The organism is Mailhella massiliensis (assembly GCF_900155525.1).
In the GTDB taxonomy this organism is placed as follows: domain Bacteria; phylum Desulfobacterota; class Desulfovibrionia; order Desulfovibrionales; family Desulfovibrionaceae; genus Mailhella; species Mailhella massiliensis.
The window spans coordinates 1-21,410 of the sequence record NZ_LT706943.1 but is presented as its reverse complement, the minus strand read 5'-3'; the positions used below and the strand labels follow the sequence as shown (position 1 = coordinate 21,410).

17 protein-coding genes are annotated in these 21,410 nt (G+C 62.1%); 12 read left to right on the top strand and 5 right to left on the bottom strand.

Features of this window, described 5'->3' with window-relative positions:
- The first annotated feature begins 6 nt into the window (after positions 1 to 6).
- From CZ345_RS03695 to CZ345_RS03635, 12 genes are all read left to right on the top strand, one after another.
- On the top strand, positions 7 to 561 hold the full coding sequence (locus CZ345_RS03695; RefSeq protein ID WP_077071858.1) for a hypothetical protein: 555 nt from the start codon (positions 7 to 9) through the stop codon (positions 559 to 561).
- A 194-nt stretch (positions 562 to 755) separates the two neighbouring features.
- A complete protein-coding gene (gene rarD / locus CZ345_RS03690; protein WP_077071857.1) occupies positions 756 to 1,676 on the top strand; it encodes an EamA family transporter RarD in 921 nt (306 codons plus the stop codon).
- A complete protein-coding gene (ispG, locus tag CZ345_RS03685; RefSeq protein ID WP_077071856.1) occupies positions 1,673 to 2,761 on the top strand; it encodes a flavodoxin-dependent (E)-4-hydroxy-3-methylbut-2-enyl-diphosphate synthase in 1,089 nt (362 codons plus the stop codon). Before rarD ends, ispG begins: the two co-directional genes overlap by 4 nt.
- 10 nt (positions 2,762 to 2,771) lie before the next feature.
- The gene (locus CZ345_RS03680; protein WP_077071855.1) at positions 2,772 to 4,511 is read left to right on the top strand and encodes a proline--tRNA ligase; all 1,740 of its coding nucleotides are present in this window, start codon (positions 2,772 to 2,774) and stop codon (positions 4,509 to 4,511) included.
- Between the two features lie 264 nt (positions 4,512 to 4,775).
- Positions 4,776 to 6,200 (top strand): exodeoxyribonuclease VII large subunit, encoded by a 1,425-nt coding sequence (xseA, locus tag CZ345_RS03670; RefSeq protein WP_077071853.1) that lies wholly within the window; start codon positions 4,776 to 4,778, stop codon positions 6,198 to 6,200.
- A gap of 38 nt (positions 6,201 to 6,238) precedes the next feature.
- Positions 6,239 to 7,147, top strand: coding sequence for a M23 family metallopeptidase (locus tag CZ345_RS17535; RefSeq protein ID WP_077071852.1), 909 nt, complete (start codon positions 6,239 to 6,241; stop codon positions 7,145 to 7,147).
- On the top strand, positions 7,144 to 7,374 hold the full coding sequence (gene xseB / locus CZ345_RS03660) for an exodeoxyribonuclease VII small subunit (RefSeq protein ID WP_077071851.1): 231 nt from the start codon (positions 7,144 to 7,146) through the stop codon (positions 7,372 to 7,374). Before CZ345_RS17535 ends, xseB begins: the two co-directional genes overlap by 4 nt.
- A 234-nt stretch (positions 7,375 to 7,608) precedes the next feature.
- Positions 7,609 to 8,490 (top strand): polyprenyl synthetase family protein, encoded by an 882-nt coding sequence (locus CZ345_RS03655; protein ID WP_077071850.1) that lies wholly within the window; start codon positions 7,609 to 7,611, stop codon positions 8,488 to 8,490.
- A gap of 16 nt (positions 8,491 to 8,506) precedes the next feature.
- Positions 8,507 to 10,456, top strand: coding sequence for a 1-deoxy-D-xylulose-5-phosphate synthase (dxs, locus tag CZ345_RS03650; RefSeq protein WP_077071849.1), 1,950 nt, complete (start codon positions 8,507 to 8,509; stop codon positions 10,454 to 10,456).
- Positions 10,453 to 11,142, top strand: a complete 690-nt coding sequence (locus tag CZ345_RS03645) for a thermonuclease family protein (protein ID WP_077071848.1) — start codon at positions 10,453 to 10,455, stop codon at positions 11,140 to 11,142. The genes dxs and CZ345_RS03645 overlap by 4 nt, the downstream gene beginning before the upstream one ends.
- A gap of 78 nt (positions 11,143 to 11,220) precedes the next feature.
- A complete protein-coding gene (locus tag CZ345_RS03640; protein WP_239446605.1) occupies positions 11,221 to 11,889 on the top strand; it encodes a glycine cleavage system transcriptional repressor in 669 nt (222 codons plus the stop codon).
- A gap of 20 nt (positions 11,890 to 11,909) precedes the next feature.
- Entirely contained in the window at positions 11,910 to 13,280 is a 1,371-nt protein-coding gene (locus CZ345_RS03635; RefSeq protein ID WP_077071847.1) for a PFL family protein, read from the top strand.
- Between the two features lie 100 nt (positions 13,281 to 13,380).
- On the opposite strand, the gene CZ345_RS03630 is transcribed toward CZ345_RS03635, so the two are convergent.
- The 5 genes from CZ345_RS03630 to CZ345_RS03610 all read right to left on the bottom strand — a co-directional run bounded on the left by CZ345_RS03630 (position 13,381) and on the right by CZ345_RS03610 (position 21,195).
- Positions 13,381 to 14,595 (bottom strand): MFS transporter, encoded by a 1,215-nt coding sequence (locus CZ345_RS03630; protein ID WP_077071846.1) that lies wholly within the window; start codon positions 14,593 to 14,595, stop codon positions 13,381 to 13,383.
- A 144-nt stretch (positions 14,596 to 14,739) separates the two neighbouring features.
- Complete coding sequence (locus tag CZ345_RS03625; RefSeq protein WP_077071845.1) at positions 14,740 to 16,413, bottom strand: FAD-dependent oxidoreductase; 1,674 nt, start codon at positions 16,411 to 16,413, stop codon at positions 14,740 to 14,742.
- Between the two features lie 149 nt (positions 16,414 to 16,562).
- On the bottom strand, positions 16,563 to 18,209 hold the full coding sequence (locus tag CZ345_RS03620) for an FAD-binding protein (protein WP_077071844.1): 1,647 nt from the start codon (positions 18,207 to 18,209) through the stop codon (positions 16,563 to 16,565).
- A gap of 21 nt (positions 18,210 to 18,230) precedes the next feature.
- A complete protein-coding gene (locus CZ345_RS03615; RefSeq protein WP_077071843.1) occupies positions 18,231 to 20,150 on the bottom strand; it encodes a TRAP transporter permease in 1,920 nt (639 codons plus the stop codon).
- 61 nt (positions 20,151 to 20,211) lie between these two features.
- Positions 20,212 to 21,195: a TAXI family TRAP transporter solute-binding subunit gene (locus tag CZ345_RS03610; RefSeq protein WP_077071842.1), complete on the bottom strand. Its 984-nt coding sequence runs from the start codon at positions 21,193 to 21,195 to the stop codon at positions 20,212 to 20,214.
- Positions 21,196 to 21,410: the final 215 nt, after the last annotated feature.

Genomic DNA, 21,410 nt, shown 5'->3' with positions numbered 1-21,410 from the left:
GACCAGATGCTTGATCCGAAACAGTGCGTTCTCTTCAGCGGCGGCGCAGCCGGCGCGGAGCAGTTCTTTGGGGCCCAGGCCGAAGCATGGGGCATCGAAGAAGTCAACTACAGCTTTGAAGGCCATCAGATAGAGCGTACGCGCGGTGTCCGCGTGCTCACTCAGGACGAACTGGCGCTCAAAGACGTCAGCATGACGTATGTTTCCCGCCTCATGGGCCGCGAATACACCCGCGCTCCTCTGTTCCGCAAGGTCCTCCAGTCCATCTGCTGGCAGGTGAGCAGCGGCAGCGAAGTGCTCGTCGTCGGTGAAATCCAGGATGACAAGACCGTCAGGGGCGGCACCGGCTGGGGCGCGGAATTCGCCAAGCTGTGCAACAAGCCCCTGCTCGTGTTCGACCAGAAGCGCGATGCCTGGTTCCGCTGGATCAACGACGAATGGGTGAAGAAGGACGATCCCGTCATCAAGCATTCCCGCTTCACCGCCACGGGCACCCGCTTCCTGGAAGCCAACGGCCGCAGGGCCATCGTGGAACTGTACGCCCGTTCCTTCAACCGCTAGGAAAGGCCCGGGGACCGGCTGCTCCGGTCCGTCCCGAAGCCTTCCCTGCACATGCAGTCTTTCCCGCAGCAGTCCGCTCTTCCCCCGAGGAAGGGCGGACTGCTCCATACAGGCGCACGGCGCTTCCCTGCTTTTCCGGCGCGCCTGCCCGGGCTTCCGGCTCCGGGCGGCGGAAAACCTCGACAGCCCTTCCCATGATGCACTTTTCTCTGCCCTTCCGTTCCCATGAATGTTCCGCCTCCTGCGCGGGAACCGGCGCGGGACTTTCCGCACACCTTCTCTGGGGCTTCGCCGTCCTGTTCTGGCCCCTGCTCGGCACGCTGAATCCCGTTTCCATCATGGCGCACCGCATGATATGGACGGTGGCGTTCCTCGGCATCGTCCTTCTTGCGGAAGGACACATGCACGCCGTGAAAAACGCCTTCCAGAACAGGCGTACCCTCGTTTCCCTGTTCTTCGCCGCCGTGATGCTCGGTCTGAACTGGACCATCTACCTTTTTGCCGTCACCACCGGGCAGATCGTGGAATCCTCCCTCGGATACTTCATCACCCCGCTTCTCAACGTGCTCATGGGGCGCGTACTGCTCGGCGAAAAACTTTCCCGGCCGCAGGGCGCGGCCATAGCTCTGGCCTTCTGCGGCGTGGCGGCAAGCGTCATCGCCTACGGGCGCATTCCGTGGATAGGTTTCACCCTGGCCCTTTCCTTCGCCCTGTACGGCTATGTGCAGAAAACCCTTCGCATGGACGCCGCGCCGAGCCTTTTCGTGCAGGCGCTCATGCTCATGCCCGCGGCCGTGCTCTGGCTGGGCTTCACCGAACCCGGATTCGCCATTGTCGGCTACGGCCCCATGCGTCCCGTGCTTCTCATCTGCACCATAGCCTTCACCGGTATGCCCCTTCTTCTTTTCGGCTATGCCGCCCGCCACGTCACGCTGGCCACCATCGGCATACTTCAGTACGTGAGCCCCTCCATCGCCTTTCTTCTGGCCATCACCGTGCTCGGAGAAAGCATGAAGCCTTCCGACATGATCTCCTTCCCCGTCATCTGGCTGGCCCTTGCCATCTACACGTATGACGCGATACACCATCTGCGCAGCATCAAGGAGAAGCCATGAACGCTCCCCACAGAAGCCGCACCCGGCAGCTCAGCATAGGCGACGTCCGCATCGGCGGCGGCGCTCCAGTCGTGGTGCAGAGCATGACCAACACCGACACGAGAGACGCCGGAGCCACGCTGGAACAGATACGCCGCCTCCATGCGGCGGGCTGTGAAATCGTGCGCCTTGCCGTGCCCGACGAAAAGGCGGCGGCCGCGCTCAAAACCATAGCCGCCTCCTCGCCCGTACCGCTGGTGGCCGATATCCACTTCGATTACCGCCTGGCTCTGGCCGCGCTCGACGCAGGGCTCAGGGGACTCCGCATCAACCCCGGCAACATCGGGGGCGAAAAGCCGGTGGACAACCTCGCCGCCGCCGCAAAGGCCTGCGGCTCCGTCATCCGTGTGGGCGTCAACAGCGGCTCCGTGGAAAGGGACCTTCTGGAACGCTACGGCGGCCCCACGCCCGAAGCGCTGGTGGAAAGCGCCCTTTCCCATGTGCGTATGCTGGAAAAACGCGGCTTCTACGACATCAAGGTTTCGCTCAAGTCCTCCTCCGTGGCCGATACCATAGCCGCCTACCGGCTCATGGCCGCCCGCGCGGACTATCCGCTGCATCTCGGCGTCACCGAAGCGGGCACGCCCATGCGCGGCACCGTGAAATCCGCGGTGGGGCTCGGCCTTTTGCTTTTTGAAGGCATAGGCGATACCATACGCGTCTCCCTTACGGCCGACCCTGTGCGGGAAGCGGCCGTGGCCTGGGAAATCCTGCGTGCCACGGGACTTCGCAGCCGGGGGCCGGAAATCGTGTCCTGCCCTACCTGCGGCCGCACGGAAATCGACCTCATCGGCATGGCCGAAAGGGTCGAGGAATATGTGCAGTCCCACCCCCATGCCGCAAAGAGCCGGCTCAAGATTGCGGTCATGGGCTGCGTGGTCAACGGCCCGGGAGAAGCCCGCGAGGCGGACATAGGCCTTGCCGGCGGGCGCGACAAGGGCGTCATTTTCCGCAAGGGCGAAATACTCCGCTCCGTCAACGGGCAGGAGGCGCTGCTTGCGGCTTTTCTTGAAGAACTCGACAAACTTCTTACCCCTAACGACTGAAGGATCCTCTATGCGCTGGAGCCGTTACTACATCCCCACCCTGAAGGAAGCCCCTGCCGACGCCGAAGTGGTCAGCCACAAGCTGCTGGTACGCGCGGGCATGATCCGCAAGCTTACGAGCGGCATTTACACCTGGCTGCCGCTGGGGCTGCGCACCCTGGACAAGGCCAAGGACATTGTCCGCCGTGAAATGAACGCCGCGGGCGCCATTGAAGTGCTGCTGCCCATGGTGCAGCCTGCGGAACTCTGGGAGGAATCCGGCCGCTGGAAGAAGTACGGCAAGGAACTTCTGCGCTTCCAGGACAGGCACGACCGCGACTACTGCCTCGGCCCCACCCATGAAGAAGTCATGACCGACCTTCTGCGCGGCGAGGTGAAGTCCTACCGCCAGCTGCCCCTGAACCTCTATCAGATTCAGACCAAGTTCCGCGACGAGGTGCGCCCGCGCTTCGGCCTCATGCGCGGCCGCGAATTCCTCATGAAGGACGGCTACTCCTTCGACGTGAGCGACGAGGCGGCCAACGCAAGCTACGCCTCCATGAAGGAGGCCTATCACAAGATATTCAGCAGCATGGGCCTGGATTTCCGCCCCGTGGAAGCCGACTCCGGCGCCATCGGCGGCAACTTCTCCCATGAATTCATGGTGCTTGCCGAAACCGGCGAAGATTCCATAGCCGCCTGCACCAACTGGCCGGAATGCACCTGGGCCGCCAACGTGGAACGCGCGCCCATCAACACCGTGTTCACGCAGGACGAAACGCCCTGCCCCGCCATGGAAGAAGTGGACACCCCCGCGCAGCACACCATTGAGGAGCTGTGCTCCTTCCTCGGCATCGGTGCGGACAAGCTCGTCAAGACGCTGCTCTTCATGGCCGACGGCAAGCCCGTGGCCGTGCTTCTGCGCGGCGACCGCGAACTCAACGAAATCAAGCTCGCCCACCTCATCGACGCCGACGACATCGTGTTCGCCACTCCCGAACAGGTGAAGGAAATGACCGGCGCTCCCGTGGGCTTCGCCGGCCCCGTCGGCCTCAAGGGCGTGGAAAAAATCTATGCCGACAAGGAACTCATGGCCGCCAACGACTGGATCGCCGGCGCCAACAAGGCCGACACCCATGTGCTCCACATGAGCCTTGTGCGCGACGTGACCCTGCCCATCGAATGGGCGGATCTGCGCAACGCCGTTGCCGGAGACCCCTGCCCCTGCTGCGGCCGTCCGCTGGAAATCAAGCGCGGCATCGAAGTGGGCCACATCTTCAAGCTCGGCACCAAGTACAGCGAAGCTCTGCACGCGGTGTTCCTCGATGAAAACGGCAAGGAAAAGCTCATGATCATGGGCTGCTACGGCATCGGCGTTTCCCGCGTGGTGGCCGCCTGCATCGAACAGAACTTCGATGAGCACGGCATCATGTTCCCGCCCCAGCTCGCTCCCTTCGACGTGCACCTCGTCTGCCTCGATCCGAAGAATGCCGACGTGGCCGGAAAGTGCGACGCCATCGACGCCTTCCTTGCCGCCCAGGGACTGGAAACCCTGTACGACGACCGCGAAGAACGCCCCGGCGTGAAGTTCAAGGACGCCGACCTCATCGGCCTGCCCGTGCAGGTGACCGTGGGCGGCAAGGGGCTTGCCCAGGGCGTGGTGGAAGTGAAGAACCGCCGCACCGGCGAAAAGTCCACCCTTCCCGCAGACAGCTTCGAACAGGCCTTCCCCGCCTGGTATCAGTCCGTGCTGGACAGCTGGAAGCGATGATTCCTTTCCCGGAACGGTTCCGTTCCGGGAACCTGCCTTCCGGCGGAGGAGGCATGCCTCCTCCGCCGGGCGATGTTTTTGAAAAGCTCCGTCCGCGCCCTGCGGCGAAAACGCGACTTGCACAGATTGCGCGCCGCGTGCGGGGCCGCCGGAGCTTTTCCCTGTTTCAAGCCCCGGCCCTGTGCTTCCTTCCTGTAAGGAAGCAGGGAGCCCGACCCCCATTCGCGGCGAAACGGCCCGGTTCAGGAAGCGGAGACCAGAGACATGAGCGCCATCCTCAGCGTACGACAGGTGACGGAACAGGTGCGGCAGGCGGTGGAAGGCCGCTTTCCGTATGTCTGGGTACGGGGCGAGGTGACCAACCTTTCCCGCCCCTCCTCCGGCCATGTCTACTTTTCCCTGAAGGAGGACGATTTCCTTCTCAACTGCGTATGGTTCCGAAACCAGCAGAAGGAGGAAGCCTTCGACCCGCTCACCGGCGAGGTATGGGAGGACGGCCCCCGGCCCAGCCTTGCCCGCAGCATGGAAAACGGGCAGACCGTCATCTGTGCGGGAAGACTCACGGTGTACGGGGCGCGCGGCCAGTATCAGATGATCGTCGATCTCGGGCAGGCGGAAGGGCTCGGCCTGTGGCATCAGGAATTTGAAGCGCTCAAGAGAAAACTCGCCGCCGAAGGGCTGTTCGACGCCGCCCGCAAGCGCCCCATTCCCCGGGAACCGCGCCGCGTGGCCGTCATCACCGCTCCGGGAGGGGCCGCCATACGCGATTTCATCCGCATAAGCTCCACACGGGGCCTCGGCGCGGAAATACGCATTCTTCCCGTTCCCGTGCAGGGAGAGGAAGCTCCGCCCCGCATTGCGGAGGCGATAGACAGGGCGGGCAGAGAAGCCTGGGCCGAGGTGGTGGTGCTCATCCGCGGCGGCGGCTCCGTACAGGATCTCTGGGCCTTCAACGATGAACGCGTGGCAAGGGCCGTGTACCGCTGCCCCATCCCCGTGCTTGCGGGCATAGGGCACGAAATCGACCACAGCATCACCGACTTCACGGCAGATTTCTCCGCCGCCACTCCCAGCCATACGGCCCAGCTTCTGTGGCAGGAACGCCATGTTCTCATCCAGCATGTGGACGGACTGGAAAGCGCCCTTCAGCTGGCGTTTTCCCGCAGAACCGCCATGCTTGCCATGCGCCTTGAACACGCCTCCCGCGCGCTCGCGCTTCTTTCCCCTCAGGCACGCCTGCGCCGCCAGGAGGAAAAGCTCCATGACGCCGTGCTCCGCATGGATGCCGCGGCAAAAGCCTCTCTCGGCCGATATGAAAGCCTTGTGGAGGCGCTTTCCCTCCGCCTCTCCGGCGCGGGAGAAACCCGCCTCCAGCATGCGGAAAGGGCGGCGGAACGCGCCTCCGCCCCTCTCGACGCGCTGCGCCGTACCATAGGCCTTGCCGGGGAACAGACACTTTCCCGCATGGAGCTGCGCCTTCAGGCCCTCGATCCCTTCGAACCGCTCCGGCGGGGCTATGCCATGGCCTGCGATGATACGGGAGCGTTTCTGCGTTCCGTATCGCAGACGGCGCCGGGCCGCCCCCTTTCCGTCATTCTTGCCGACGGCCGTGTTCTCGGCACCGTGACCGCAGTGGAGCCCTCGCCCCGGCAGGACGACGGAGCCGGGCACGCCCCCCTGCCGGAATAACGCCGAAGCTCCGCCCTTGCGGCATACAAGGAACCTGCATGAAACGCCTTCTTTCTCTTCTCATCGCCGTTCTTCTGCTCCCCGCCCTCGCCCGGGCGGCCGACTTCTCCGTACCCGCAAAGGTAAGTCAGGGGCACGCCTTCCCCGTGGCCGTCACCGCCAGCGCTCCCTTTGAAGCGACCTTCCTCTGGCGGGGCGAAACGCTCCGCGTCGCCGCCGTGGAGCAGGCCCCCTCGCTGTGGAAGGCGGAAGCGCTTCTCGCCATGCCCATCGACGCAAAGGGCAACCACAAGGTGCGCATTGAAGCGGAAGGCAGAAGCAGGGAATTTTCCCTCTCCGCCGTACCGGTGGCATGGCCGAAAAGCATTCTCAAGGTGGAACCCAAATACGTCGAACCTCCGCGCGAGGTACGGGAACAGATTGCCCGCGACTCTGAGCGCAGCCGGAAGGCCCTTGCCGTCCGCACGGAAAAGCGCTGGACGCTGCCGCTGCACCGCCCCGTGCCCGGCGGCATCACCAGCCCCTTCGGCGGCCGCAGGGTCTTCAACGGCAAGCCCCGCGCCCCGCACAAGGGCACGGACATGCGCAGCGCCGAAGGGGCGCAGGTCGCCGCTGCGGCGGACGGCGTGGTACTTCTGGCGGAAAAGCAGTATTTCGGCGGCAACATGGTGTATATCGACCACGGGCAGGGCGTCGTCAGCACCTACGCGCACCTTTCCGCCTTTTCCGTAAGGGCGGGCGACACCGTGAAGAAGGGGCAGGTCATAGGCCGTTCCGGCTCCACCGGCCGCGTTACGGGCCCGCACCTGCATTTCGGCCTGCTCGTTCAGGGCGTGGCCGTGGACGCCATGCCCCTTCTCAGCGATCCGCCCAGGCTCGTGGGCGGCCCCTCCCGCAGCATTTTCGACCAACCGCAAAAGGCCCCGGCGGCCCGGAACCTACGATGAAAAAGAAAGAACCCACCTTTGAGGAACGGCTCGCCCGGCTTCAGGCCATCGTGGCGACACTGGAAACCGGCGAAAGCCCCCTGGAAGAAAGCGTGACCCTGTACAAGGAAGGCCTGGCCCATGCCGCCGCCTGTCGCCGCCAGCTGGAAAAGGCGCGCCACGACATCCGGCTCTGCACCGAAAAAGGCACGGAACCTTTTGCAGGGCGCGACGGAGAAGAAGAGTAACGCAACAGCCCTTTGATATCTCCCCGCAGGAAGTCCCCCGCGCAGAAAAAAGCGTTTGTCCGGCCTTCACCGACTTGCGCGAAAGAGCCGTCTTGCGTATCTTTCGGACTGATACGCGTAAAAAAACGCGCATCCTTCGCGCCGCGCCGTGCACGGGGGAGGATGCGCGGGCTTTGAAAACACGCGTCTCCCGTTTTCTCCGCCGCCCTTCCGGGAGGCACTACAGGGGGATATATGCCCGCAGATCTTCGCAGCAGAATAGAACAGTACCTCAGTTCCTCCTTCCTTTCGGAGGATATTCCGCACCGCCTCTCCAGCGCCATGCGCTACAGTCTGCTTGCCGGAGGCAAACGCCTGCGTCCCGTGCTCTGCCTCTGCGTGGCGCGCGCCTGCGCGCCCGAAAAGGCCGATGAACTCACCGAGGCGCTCCTGCCCTTTGCGGCGGGGCTGGAAATGATTCACACCTATTCGCTCATCCACGACGATCTGCCCGCCATGGACGACGACGATCTGCGCCGCGGCTGCCCCACCTGCCACAAGGCCTTCGACGAAGCCACCGCCATTCTTGCGGGCGACGCGCTGCTTACCAACGCCTTCAGTCACATGGCCTGCGCCGCTGTTCCGGCTGAGCGCCTGCTGGAAGCCGTGCGTCTCACGGCGGATGCTGCGGGCGCCGCAGGCATGGCGGGCGGGCAGATGCTGGATCTTCTCGGGGAAGGCAAGCGCCTTTCGCTGGATGAGCTGCGCGTTCTCAACGAGAAAAAAACCGGCGCGCTTCTCTTCAACGCCTGCGAATGCGGCGCTGTGCTTGCCGGAGCCACGGCCGCACAGCGGGAAGCGGCACGCCTTTACGGCTGCGAACTGGGCATTGCGTTTCAGATAACCGATGATATACTCGACGTCGTGGGAGATGAAGCCACGGTGGGCAAAGAAGTACGGCACGACGAAAAAAGCGCCAAGGCCACCTGGCCTTCCCTGCTCGGGCTGGAAGGCGCGAGAGAGCGGGCGAAAAAGCACTGCGCCGCCGCCGAAGCGGCCATAGCAGGCGTTTTTTCCGGTCCCGACGCCGATTTCCTCCGCGAAACCTCTCAGAAACTCGTCAACCGCACCCACTAGCCCGCCAAGAGATCCCATGACCGACACCCCCCTGCTTTCCAGCCTGCATCTTCCCGAGGACATCCCCGGGCTCTCCCTCTCGCTCAAGCTGGCGCTGGCGCAGGAACTGCGCGACACCATCATCCGCGTGGTCACGAAGAACGGCGGGCATCTGGCCCCCTCCCTGGGCGTGGTGGAGCTGACCATAGCCCTGCTTTCCTGTTTCGACCCGGCCCGCGATCCCATCGTGTGGGACGTGGGACATCAGAGCTACCCCTGGAAGCTTCTTACCGGCCGTGCGGAGCGCTTCGACACGCTGCGCCGCTACGGCGGCATTTCCGGCTTTCCCAACCGTACGGAAAGCCCCTATGACTATTTCGGCGTGGGGCACGCCTCCACCTCCATTTCCGCAGCCCTCGGCATGGCCACGGCGCGCGACCTCAGAGGAGGAAAGGAACATGTGGTGGCCGTCATCGGCGACGGCGCGCTCGGCGGCGGCATGGCGCTGGAAGCGCTGAATCAGGCGGGCGGCATGGGCAAACGGCTCATCGTCATCCTGAATGACAACAAAATGTCCATTTCCGAGAATACGGGCGCGCTTTCCCGCTTTCTCAGCCGCAACCTCTCCCACAGCACGGTCATGCACATCAAGCAGCATGTGGGGCGCGTGCTTTCCCGCCTTCCCAAGGGCGAAAGCATCGTGGACATCATAAAAAAGGGCGAAGTCAGCTTCAAATCCTTCTTCACGCCGGGGATGCTGTTCGAAGCCTTCCAGTTCAACTACATAGGTCCCATCAACGGCCACGACATCCTTCAACTGGAAAGACATCTTCAGGCGGCCAAGGAACTGGACATGCCCGTGCTTCTGCACATCCGCACGCGCAAGGGCAAGGGCTATTCGCCCGCCGAGCACGATCCCTCCCACTTCCACGGCATTTCCGCCTCCGTTCCCGACGAAATCAGCACGCCTCCGCAGCCCAGCGGCTGGAAGCCCTCCGGCCCGGGGTTCAGCCGCGCCTTCGGCGACGCGCTCTGCGCGCTTGCCGAAGACAACCCGCAGCTTTTCGCCATTACCGCCGCCATGCCCGACGGAACGGGACTGCAGGATTTTCATGAACGCTTCCCGGACCGCTTCGTCGACGTGGGCATATGCGAGGAACACGCCGTCACCTTCGCCGCCGGCCTCGCCTCGCGCGGTTATCACCCCGTGGTGGCCATTTATTCCACCTTCATGCAGCGGGCCTTCGACCAGATCATCCACGACGTATGCCTGCAGAACCTGCCCGTGACGCTCTGCCTCGACAGAGCCGGTCTCGTGGGAGAAGACGGCCCCACCCATCACGGAGCCTTCGATCTTTCATGGCTGAGAAGCGTGCCCAACCTCTCCCTCGCCGCACCGCGCGACGAGGACGCCCTGCGCGACGCCCTTGCCCTGGCCGTCGGTCTGCCGCAGCCTGCGGCGCTGCGCTATCCCCGCGGCTCGGGCCGGAAGCTCGACCCTGCGCGCTACGCCATGGCGGACCATCTGCCCAAGACCGGTCCCGGCTACCCCGCTCCCGGCAGAGGCGAACTGCTTCTGCAGGGGAATGTGCGCGTGTGCATTCTCGCGGCCGGTCAGCGGGCCGTGCCCTGCGTTGAGGCAGCCCTGCTCGCAGCGGAAAAAACCGGCGTTCTCGCCTCCGTCTTCGACGCCTGCTGGGTCAAGCCCCTGCCCGAAGCGCAGATTCTCGCTCTGGCCGAAGAAAACGACGCCATGCTCCTCGTGGAGGAAAACACCCTTCTGGGCGGCTTCTCCTCCGCAGTGCTGGAACTTCTGGCCGATCACGATGCCCTCGGAAAAGTGAAAATCCGCCGCCTGGGCCTGCCGGACCGCTTCCTTCCCCACGGGCCTCTGCGCCGTCTGCGCGCGGACGTGGGCCTCAACGTCCCCGGCATTCTCTCGGCGCTGGAAGAACTTCTGCCCGCAACTCCGGCCAGACCTTCATGAAAAAGCGCAGGAAAATCTTCTCTCCCCGCAAACGCAAAGGTTCCAGCTTCTACGGGCTGGAAGTCGCCGTATTGTGCGTGCTTCTCATGACGGCCGCCTATGTGGGCACCTCCGGCAGGCCCGCAAGCACAGGCTCCGCCGTTCCCGCCCAGAAAAAGGAAGCTCCGGTCAAAACGGCCGAGTCCTCGCGCACGGAAGAACCCAAGGCGCAGCGAAGGGAAGCGCCCCGCGCTTCCGCATCCGCCGATCGCCCGTACAGGCTCGCCCGCGCCATCGACGGCGACAGCTTCGAACTCAGGGATGAAAAAAAGCGCATCCTCCGCGTGCGCCTTTACGGCGTGGACGCACCGGAAAGCAGCCAGAAGTTCGGCAGGGAATCCCGCGAGCATCTTCAGCGCCTCATGGCCGGGCAGGACATACGCATCAAAACCCTGTACGAAGACGACCAGAACCGTTCCGTCGCCCTGGTCTATCTCTGCGAGGGAAACGGCATCGACGAGCGTTCCGTCAATCAGCGGCAGATACAGGCGGGCATGGCCTGGGTGTACGACTATTTCTGCACCGAAGGCTTCTGCAATACCTGGAAGCTGGAAGAAGCCATGGCGCAGAAGCAGCGCCTCGGCCTGTGGCAGGATGCGGGCCCCACGCCGCCCTGGCAGTGGCGGCGTTCCCACCCCGGCCGCTGAACGCCCGGAAGGCGACGAAAACAGACCGGAAAAGCCGCGTTTTACATCTTTGAACACGGATGGAGCGCCAAACAGCGCTTGACGCTTCTCGACGTTCCCGTCTATCCTTTTCTCATTTCCCACGATTACGCTCGCGCGCCGCTTCCGGCACGGGGCGGCAACCCTCTTTGCATCGAGGCGACCGTGAACCATATTGTCATTTCTGTCATCGGGCGCGACTGTCCGGGCGTGGTCTACGCCATCTCCAGCGCTCTGTCCAAGGAAAAGTGCAACATCGAAGAACTGAGCCAGACCATCCTTAAGGGCCAGTTCGCCTCCATCTTCATCGTCTCCGCCCCCGAAGACGTGACCGAGGAAGACATCCAGCGCGTGGTGAGCCTCAACCTCGAGGCCCGCAACATGGATCTCACCGTTTCCGCCCGCACCTTCGAGCCGGATACCTTCTCCAGCACGGAAGAAACCGAACCCTTCGTAGTCACGGTGAACGGTTCCGACCAGCCGGAAATCATTGCCATGATATCCGGCATCTTTGCCGAGCAGAAGGTGAACATTGAAAACCTCAAGGCCATCCGCGTAAGCGAAGACACCGATGAATGCGTGCTGGTCTTTGAAGTGGCGCTTCCGCTCTCCATCAACCGCAATGCGTTCCGCCAGATGCTTCAGGCCAAGGCCCGCAATGTGGGGCTGTCCATCAGCATCCAGCATCAGGACATTTTCGAAGCCATTCATCGCGTACCCATCGTCTAACCCGCACACAGGTCTGCCCCATGCTTACTGAACGCGAAGTGCTCAGCACTATCAACATGCTCCGCAACGAACATCTCGATGTTCGTACCGTTACCCTCGGCATCAGTCTTTTCGACTGCGTCAGCCACGATTTCGACGTATTCTCCTACAAGGTGCGCGCCAAAATCGCCAAATATGCCGCCCATCTGGTGGAAACCTGCAACGAAGTGGGCGCAAGATACGGCATTCCCGTGGTGAACAAGCGCATCAGCATCAGCCCCATGGGCGTGGTGGGCGCAGGCTTCAACGCCGACCAGATGGTGCGCGCCTGCCAGATGCTCGACGAAGCGGCCAAGGAAGCCGGCGTCGACTTTCTCGGCGGCTTCGGCGCACTGGTGGAAAAGGGCATGACCCCGGGCGACCGCGCCCTCATCGACGCCCTGCCCGAAGCCCTCGCCACCACCGACCGCGTGTGCTCCTCCATCAACGTGGCCTCCTCCAAGGCGGGCATCAACATGGACGCCGTGGCTCTCATGGGCCGCCAGATACTCAAAGTGGCCGACGCCACGAAGGACCGCGACGGCATAGGCTGCGCCAAGCTCGTGGTGTTCGCCAACATCCCCCAGGACGTGCCCTTCATGGCCGGGGCCTATCTCGGCATAGGCGAACCGGACGTGGTCATCAATGTGGGCGTTTCCGGCCCCGGCGTGGTGAAGAAGGCCATCGACCGCGCCAAGGCCACCCATGAAAGCCTCACCCTGAGCGACGTGGCCGAGGTCATCAAGTCCACGGCCTACAAGGTCACCCGCGTGGGCGAACTCATCGGCAAGGAAGTGGCCGACCGCATGAACCTGCCCTTCGGCGTGGCCGACCTTTCCCTCGCCCCCACCCCCGCCGTGGGCGACTCCGTGGGTGAAATCTTCCAGAGCGTGGGCCTTTCCTCCATCGGCGCGCCCGGTTCCACCGCCGTGCTCGCCATGCTCAACGATGCGGTGAAGAAGGGCGGCGTGTTCGCCTCCTCCCATGTGGGCGGGCTTTCCGGCGCCTTCATTCCCGTTTCGGAAGACTCCAGCATCGAAGCGGCGGCCAATTCCGGCGCGCTCACCATGGAAAAGCTTGAGGCCATGACCAGCGTCTGCTCCGTGGGCCTCGACATGATCGCCATTCCCGGCGATACTCCCGCCACCACCATTTCCGGCCTCATTGCCGACGAAATGGCCATCGGCATGATCAATACCAAGACCACGGCCGTGCGCGTCATTCCCGTGCCCGGCAAGGACGTGGGCGAAACCGCCATCTTCGGCGGTCTGCTCGGTCAGGCCAAGATCATTCCCGTGAACAGGGGCGACGCCTCGGCCTTCATCAATCTCGGCGGCCGTATTCCCGCCCCCATCCACAGCCTGAAGAACTAGCCGTTCCGGCCGCTTCTTCACGCCCTCTGTGCAGAAAAAGGAGAGTTCCGCCGGGAACTCTCCTTTTTTCATGCCTCATGCAGGAAGGCCGGCGCGCCGTTCAGACCTTTTCCTTCAGATATGTTTTTATCTCAAAAAGATAACACAGGAAGGCAAGGAAGGCGAACACCTGAAGAAGCGCCATGGCGTACAGCAGTCCCTGCCCTCCGCCGCCCAGAACGTCGGAAAGAAATCCGGTGAGCAGAGGCCCCCACGCGCCGCCGAAAAGAAACATCATGGTGCCGAGCAGACCCGTCATGCCGCCGCGATACCTGTCTTCCACCACGTCCTGCGTGATGCTGAAGTAAAGAGGAATGGGCATCATGAGAATGACGCTGTCCAGCATTCCCAGAAGACAGATCGCCCAGAGAGATATCCTGCCCACGCAGATATAGAACACAAGTTTCGTGCATAAAATGAGCAGCATACACACCGCGGCTGCCTTCACTCTTCCGCCCGGAGAACGGGCTCCCCAGAAATCGGCGAACATGCCGCCGAGACAGGGACCGCACGCCCCGGCCAGCAGAAAGCAGGCGCTCAGAAGCGCCGCGGTGGAAGGTTCCACAAAATAGGTGCGCATGAGCAGCACCGGCAGCCAGGACTGCCAGGCATACTTGATGATGCAGAAAAAGCCCCCTGCACATGCCGTTATGACCAGCGTGCGCTTTTTCAGAAGAACGGGAATGCCCGAAAGATAGTCCCTGCCTGCGGGTCGCTGCTCATCGGGCAGGCGGTACACCACAAAGGCCAGAACAAGCGCCGGTATGATGAAGAGGAAAAAGCAGTACCGCCAGTTGCCCGTGAGCGAAAGCACCGCACCCCCGAGAAGGGTTCCCAGAGCCATGCCGAGCGGAGCCCCCATCTGAAACATGCCGAGTACGCGGGCACGCTTCGAGGCGGGATAATACTGCGAAAGCCAGGCCGTTCCGCCCGAGCCCGTACTGCCTTCATTGGCGCTGGCGAAGATGCGGGCGCAGCAGAGGGAGAGAAAACTCCCGGCCATGGCCGTGCCCGCCATGGCCATGCTCCACACCGCGGCGCAGAGGGCGATGAACTTTCTTCTCTTCCAGACGTCGTTCATGACGGCGCCCGGAAAAATAACGAAAATGAGGGTGATGAGCAGAACGGAATGAAGAAGTCCGAGTTCCGCGTCGGAAAAACCCATGTCCGTCTTCATGGCTTCTCCGACGACGGCAAGCACGGAACGATCCATGAAGTTGAGACTGTACAGGGCCAGAAGCGCCGGAAGAATCCATTTGGGAGGAAGTGTTCGCATGATCGCATCCTGTGCCGGGGGGCGGAAATATTCCCGCAGAGAGGGAGAGACTGTCCGTCGACTTCCGTCTCACAAGGCAGGAAGGAGGAAATGAAACGTCCTCAGGCGGCGCGCCGCCTGAGGACGAAGATCACCACGGCGTCATCACACCAGCATGGTGATGGGGAATTCTATGGCTATGGCGCCCGTGGGGCAGCCTATGCGGCAGCAGGCGCAATGCCAGCATTCCTCGGGATAACGGACGAACGGCCCGTCCTCGTTTCTTTCCAGAATATAGTTGGGGCAGCGCTCCACGCACGTCCCGCAGTCGATGCAGTGCCCGCAGTGCATACAGCGGGAGGCCTCGGCCTGTGCCTGCTCGGCCGTAAGGCCGAGATCGATTTCCTCGAAGGGCAGAAGATGCGCGGCGGCGTACCGCCCCGTCGCCTGACGGGGAGCGTGTTCATGATAGGAGGGGTTCTCTATTTCCTCAAACAGAACCACATGCTGCTGCTCCTTGAGGGCGGGGCCACCCACCGCAAGGCGGAGCGTACCGTCTTCCTTTTCCTCGAAGGAAATTTCGGGCATCTGTCGAAGTCCCGCAAGGCGGCAGTGCACGCCTATGGCCGCATTCCTTCCGCTGCCGATGGCCGAAGCCACGGTGGAAGGCCCGGTGACGATGTCGCCCGCCGCAAACAGGCCCGCAACGGAGGTTTCCTGAAAATCGTTCACCACCAGGTGGCCGCGCGCATTCTTTTCCGGCGCCAGCTCCGCCAGAAAATCCGTACCGGGCAGCAGGCCGCTTGCACAGATCACCACGTCGGCATTCAGGGCAAGCTCGTCCCCTTCCCGGTACTCGGCAAGAAGCTCGCCGCTTTCGCTGAAGGAAAAGCTCTCAAGCCCCTTTGCTCTGACGGTGCCGCCTTCCGCGCTCTGCGCCAGATAGGAGGAATGCAGGGCAATGCCTTCCTCTCCCGCCTGGGCTACTTCTTCCTCCGGGGCCTTGATGGCGTCGCTCTTTTCCGGGAACACGAGGCTGACGGAGGCGGCACGAAGGCGTTTTGCCGTGAAGGCGCAGTCGAAGGCCACGCCGCCGCCGCCGAGAACCACCACGTCCCTGCCTTCCAGGCTCTGCCGCGCAAGATTGCTCGCGGCAAGGAAGCTCACTGCGGGAACGAGATTCTCCCTGCCGGGAATATTGAGCAGTCTTTCCCCGCGGTTGCCCACGGCCACCACTGCGGCGTCATGGGTCTTCATGATGTCCGCCATGCTCACGTCACGGCCCACATCCACATTGGTATGGGCGGCTATTCCGAGGGAAAGGACATGCCCCGTTTCTCTGTCCACCACGTTCTTGGGCAGGCGGAAATCGGGTACGGACATGCGCGGCGCGCCGCCCAGCACGGCGGCGGCCTCGAACACCGTCACGTCATGACCGAGAAGACGGAGAAAATAGGCGCAGGTCATGCCGGCGGGGCCGGAACCGATGACGGCCACCTTTCTGCCGGTATCGGCAAGGGGCGTCAGACGGGAAATCATGGGAGTATCGGCGGCAAAACGTTCCAGCGCACGAATGGAAACGCCTTCATCATATTTGCGGCGGTTGCACTTGAGTTCGCAGGGATGCGTGCATACGCGGCCGGTGACGCCGGGGAAGGGATTGCGGCTCAGAAGCACGGCATGAGCCTGTTCCGGTCTGCCGTCCTTGAGCAGGGTTTCCACGGCCTGAATTCTGTTTCCCGCCGGGCAGTACGCCTCGCAGGGCGACGTTCTGCCCTGACGCTTCTGATATCCTGAGACAACCAGCTTTTTCAGTTCCTTACTATATCTTGGCGGCATGTTGTCATCCTCTGAGGTTAGAGCGTTTTTGCTGCAGGCGGCTCTCCGGGCAAACCCCGCCCCCGCCTTTCCGCCAAAAGAGCGGAAAGGCTGCGGGACCGGCGGCAGAAACCGGATGCGCGCTTGCGGAAGGGGAAGAGATTACGGCGTCACTGCCAGAAAATGTGGGGCTTTCCATCCACCTTTTCCGTCACCATGAGTCTGTTCAGCGCAGGATCGGGGTCGGGATAGTCCGAACGCATGTAGATGGTGCTGGGAGAAGTTTCCCGGTGTTCTATGCTGGCCAGCGTGGCAAGCTTGCACATTTCAAGAAGCGTGAGCGCCTCATGGGTACGCATGAGCTCATGCCAGTTGTCCGCGACGAGATCTCCCTTGAGGGCCTCGATGCGGGCCAGGCTGTCCATGGCCTGAAGCATACCGCGTTCGTTGCGCACATACCCCATGTAGTAATCCATCACCTGGCGGATGGCGCTTTCAAACTGCTGATAGTGAGTTCCGCCGTCGGAATGGAGAGGAGCCAGCACGCGGACGCGTTCCTGTTCCGCTTCCTCTTCCGACACTGCGGGCACGGAGGAAACCTTCGCCGCCTTTTCCGCAGCATGGCGACCGGCGGCGTACCCGCCGCACATGGCCCCGGAGAAGGCATGGAAGCCGGTACCGACGAACAGACCGGGAATGGAGCTTTCAAAGTTTTCATCGCGCATGACCATGCCTTCCAGAGCAAGATCGCCGATTTCCACTTCCATGAGCTTGTTGTACAGGTCCACGCCCTTCTGCTCGGAATATTCCTTCCAGGTGGCCTTGTCGCCGGGCATGAGTTCTTCGGAAAGCACTCTCTGACTTTCGTGGCAGAGAGAACGGGTATCCATATAGAAAGGCGGGCCGTAACCGGCGATCTGCTCTCTGACGAGGCCCTGCACGAAAAGGTGACGCGGCGCCTGCTCGCGCATGGGGTGGTACTTGCCCATAAAGCGTTCGTCCTTGTAGTTCAGGGCCGCGCCGCCTTCGCCGGTAAGGCCGTTCATGCCGGGACAGCCGAAGCTCTTGGGAAGCACGGTGGCCGTCTGCCGGGTATCCAGGCAGGCGATGCGCGCCCCTGCCTCGTAGGCGAGAATATAGTGGGAACCGGTGTTGTGGCTGGGGAACTGCGCGTTGAAGGGATTCCGCGTGGAATTGGTGGAGACCCGCGTCGCCCGCGGGCCGAGGGCGAGTACCGTCGAGGCGGCGCGGAACACATGAAATTCCCCGTCGAGCACATTGTAGCCCATGGCGCCGACCATGCGGCCTTCCTTGACGATGAGCCGCGTGATCATGACGTTGTCCACCACGTCCACGCCCATCTCGCGGATCTTCTTCGCGATGAGGGGCTTCATGAACTGCCCGTCGCGGATGAGTATCCACCACCTGCCGGGCTGGCCGAAGCCCTGCGTGCGCAGGTAGCCGCCGTCTTCCTTCCTGCGGAACTGTACGCCCACGTCCGTAAGCCATTCTATCATGTGGGGCATGGCTTCGCCCCACTGACGCACGGTTTCGGGCAGCAGGCCGTTGGTGGGGCTGCTGTAGAACTTCACCATGTCGTCGACGGTGTCGAAAGGCGCATCCGTGTTCAGAACGCCCATGAAGTGGTCGTTGCCGCCGCCGATGCAGCCGCAGCTTTCCAGCTTTCCCTTGTCAACCATCAACGTACGTTTGCCGGCTTCCCGCGCCGCTATAGCCGCACCGCAGCCGCTGGCGCCTCCACCGAGAACCAGTACGTCGGTCTCGTGGAAATGAATGGGGGTTTTCAATGCAGACATAATCTCTCCTGGTATTGAAGGTCAGACCGCAGTACGGGAGTCCGCGGAGGAAAGTGACTTGTACGCCATGAACTGATGGATGAAGAACGCCACGCTGAGCCCCAGGGCCGGAAGAAGCAGCCAGAGGGAACGGAAGAAGGCGCACGCCACCATGAGAATGCCGATGCCGAAGGTGACGAACCTTGCGGGCATACTGATGGGCATGAACGTGAAGCCGCAGATGCTCATGCTGATCATGAGTACGGCCACGAGCACCCACAGGAAGGCGATGATGCTCACGAAGATGCCGGCATCGGTCTGGCCCAGCATGATCTCGGGGGCGAACACGCAGAAGAAGGGAATGATGAAGGCCACGAATCCCACCTTGAACGCTTCAAACGCCGTGACCATGTAGGGCGCTTCCGCTATGCCTGCCGCCGGTATGGCCGCCGTGGCCACGGGAGGCGTGATGCTGGAGAATACGGCGAAGATGAACACATACATGTGCGCGGCAAGCACCGGAACGCCCAGGTTGACCAGCGCAGGTACGCCCACCATGGCCACCATGAGATAGGCGGCGAGAGTAGGAACGCCCATGCCGAGCAGGATGCACACCAGCGCGGTGATGACGAGCGCGATGAGCACGTTGCCGTCGCAGAGCAGGTTGATGATGGAAGGAATGCGGATGCCCAGAGAGGTCTTGGTCATCACGGCCACGATGGGACCGAGCACGGCGCAGGTCACGGCGATTTTGGAACCGGTCACGGCGCCGTCGCGCAGTTCGGGAATAAGAGCGGGTATGGCTTCCTTGATCCTGCCCTCACGCAGCAGCGCGAGGGCGTTGATGCCGAGAAGCGCCACAACGGCCCAGAACACGGTGAACATGGGCGAGAAGCCGAGGAACAGAAGCAGCATGATGATGCCGAGCGGGCCGAGGAACAGAGGCGCTTCCCGGAAGAACTGCTTTCTGGTGTACACATCGGTGAACAGGGACGAGGAATCGATGCGGAGCTTCTTGGCCTGAAGCTGCGCGTAGATGCCGATGGAAAGGAAGTACAGAAGCGCGGGGAAGAAGGCCGCCGTCATGACTTCCACATACGGGGTGCTGGCCATTTCCGCCAGAACGAAGGCCGTTGCGCCCATGACGGGGGGCATGATCTGTCCGCCCGTGGAGGCCGCGGCCTCGATGGCGCCCGCCTGATGAGGCTTGTAGCCGGCCTTCTTCATGAGCGGAATGGTGAAGGTGCCCGTCGTGACCACGTTGGCCAGGGAACTGCCGGTGATGGAACCCACGAGGGCACTGGAAATCACGGCCGAAATGGCGGGACCGCCGGCCAGCTTGCGGCCTGCCGCAGCACCCACACGGTTGAAGAACTGACTCGCGCCCGTGGCGGACAGAAGCGAACCGAACACCACGAAAAGGAAGATGTAGTTGGCGCTTACGCTGAGCGTGCTGCCGTAAAGACCGCCGGAAAGCCCCATGACGAAGGTGGTGATCATTTCCGTATAGCTGATTTCCGGGGCGGCTATGGCCCCGGGAAGCTTATGGCCAAAGTAGCAGTACAGAATGAAGCAGACGGCCACCAGGGGGAAGGCCAGTCCGAAAGCCCGGCGGGAAGCTTCGATGCAGAGCAGCACAAGCAGCGTGCCGACGATCACATCCTGATCGGTGAGCATTCCTATGGGGCCGCGGATTTCCTGCAGTTCGCTGTATTCAATGAAAATATAGGAAGTGGAATATATGGAGAGGCCGAGCAGGCAAAGGGCGATCAGTTTCTGAGGAATGCTTTTCGCCTTGCTGAACGACATGAGATACACAAGGGAAAGCGCAAACATGATGTGAAGATTCTGGTGCTGCGTAGGCTCCAGAAGAACGGACTGGGTGTAGATCATGTGATAGAGAATCATCAGAGAACCCAGCACCGTCATGATGGCGACGACGTACTTATCAAACAGTTTCATAACAGCGCTCCTGTCTTTTTACTGAGGGGGGGCGGGGAAGCGGAACTCCCCGCCCTTGGCCTTAGCGGAGACCCTTTTCCTTGTAGTAACGGAGAGCGCCGGGGTGTATGTCCTCATCCTTGAAGAATTCCCTGGAAGGAACCGTCACGTTGACGGACATGGCCTTGCCCACGGGGGTGTACTTGGTGAATTCTTCCTGCTGTTCGCAGAGCATTTTGGCGATGGCGTAGGCCAGTTCGTCGGGAGTTTCGTCAAAGCCGCCGATACCGAGACGTTCTTCCCAGGTCATGATGTCACGGTCCGGAACATTTTCCGCAATGCTGCCCTTGGGCATGAGCACGGGAATGTACAGCATCTTTTCCGCTTCGGTGGCTTCCTTCATGAACTTTTCGTCCACGCTGATGAAGTGGGGCGCACCGCGGGAGGCCACGATTTCCGCATAGGCGGGAATGGGCATCCACGGGCCGTCGGCGCAGGTGGTGATGCCGAGGGCGCCCACGTCGGCCGTACCGTCGAGAAGGCCGTTCTGCACCGCCGTCCAGTTGGCGTAGGTAGGCTTCATCTTGTCGCTGTTCGGGATGGCGCGCTTCAGGATGTTCCAGAAATGCCTGCCGCTGGAAGACATGATGCTGGTGGTGATGAAGCGCTTGCCGCTCATGTCGTCAACGCTCCTGATATCGTCCTCGTAGGTGATGAGCGTCTGCACGTTCTGCGTGACGAAACCGATGAGCTTGACGTTCTTCATGGCCCTGGGGTACGGGCTGTTGCCCTGCACGGCGTCCACGAACGACGTGGTGCTCGTGGCGAACACGGTCTTCGCAGGCTTCTGGGAAGCCTTGATGAGGCTGGCGGGGGAACCCGTCGTCTCCACGGGCAGAAGCTCGAACTGGGGGGCCTGCTGCTTGAAGATTTCCGAAAGGGCGAAGCAGTACTGATACTGCGTCCCGCCGAAAATACCTGCCGTGATTTCAAAGCGTTCGGCGGCCTGAGCGTTCAGCGTACCGCAGGCAAGGATTCCGAGGGTTGCGACGATGTGCTTCAACATGGGCAGTCTCCGTGGTGGAAATGAAGGTTTGACCATGGTGTACTATTAGCGCCGGAAGATTGTGAAAATCAAAACAAATATTTTTATACTAGGCTCAGGACTCATTACTTGCCAAAAGGATAAGAAGTTCTTATTGTCGGCATAGGGAGGATGCCATGAAGGAACTTTTTTATCTTTCTCATGAACAGATTGCTCGTATCAAACGCTACTTTCCA

Coding starts and splice junctions, on each gene's coding strand:
- CZ345_RS03695 (WP_077071858.1), top strand. CDS start 7: ATGCTTGATCCGAAACAGTGCGTTCTCTTCAGCGGCGGCGCAGCCGGC.
- rarD (WP_077071857.1), top strand. CDS start 756: ATGATGCACTTTTCTCTGCCCTTCCGTTCCCATGAATGTTCCGCCTCC.
- ispG (WP_077071856.1), top strand. CDS start 1,673: ATGAACGCTCCCCACAGAAGCCGCACCCGGCAGCTCAGCATAGGCGAC.
- CZ345_RS03680 (WP_077071855.1), top strand. CDS start 2,772: ATGCGCTGGAGCCGTTACTACATCCCCACCCTGAAGGAAGCCCCTGCC.
- xseA (WP_077071853.1), top strand. CDS start 4,776: ATGAGCGCCATCCTCAGCGTACGACAGGTGACGGAACAGGTGCGGCAG.
- CZ345_RS17535 (WP_077071852.1), top strand. CDS start 6,239: ATGAAACGCCTTCTTTCTCTTCTCATCGCCGTTCTTCTGCTCCCCGCC.
- xseB (WP_077071851.1), top strand. CDS start 7,144: ATGAAAAAGAAAGAACCCACCTTTGAGGAACGGCTCGCCCGGCTTCAG.
- CZ345_RS03655 (WP_077071850.1), top strand. CDS start 7,609: ATGCCCGCAGATCTTCGCAGCAGAATAGAACAGTACCTCAGTTCCTCC.
- dxs (WP_077071849.1), top strand. CDS start 8,507: ATGACCGACACCCCCCTGCTTTCCAGCCTGCATCTTCCCGAGGACATC.
- CZ345_RS03645 (WP_077071848.1), top strand. CDS start 10,453: ATGAAAAAGCGCAGGAAAATCTTCTCTCCCCGCAAACGCAAAGGTTCC.
- CZ345_RS03635 (WP_077071847.1), top strand. CDS start 11,910: ATGCTTACTGAACGCGAAGTGCTCAGCACTATCAACATGCTCCGCAAC.
- CZ345_RS03630 (WP_077071846.1), bottom strand. CDS start 14,595: ATGCGAACACTTCCTCCCAAATGGATTCTTCCGGCGCTTCTGGCCCTG.
- CZ345_RS03625 (WP_077071845.1), bottom strand. CDS start 16,413: ATGCCGCCAAGATATAGTAAGGAACTGAAAAAGCTGGTTGTCTCAGGA.
- CZ345_RS03620 (WP_077071844.1), bottom strand. CDS start 18,209: ATGTCTGCATTGAAAACCCCCATTCATTTCCACGAGACCGACGTACTG.
- CZ345_RS03615 (WP_077071843.1), bottom strand. CDS start 20,150: ATGAAACTGTTTGATAAGTACGTCGTCGCCATCATGACGGTGCTGGGT.
- CZ345_RS03610 (WP_077071842.1), bottom strand. CDS start 21,195: ATGTTGAAGCACATCGTCGCAACCCTCGGAATCCTTGCCTGCGGTACG.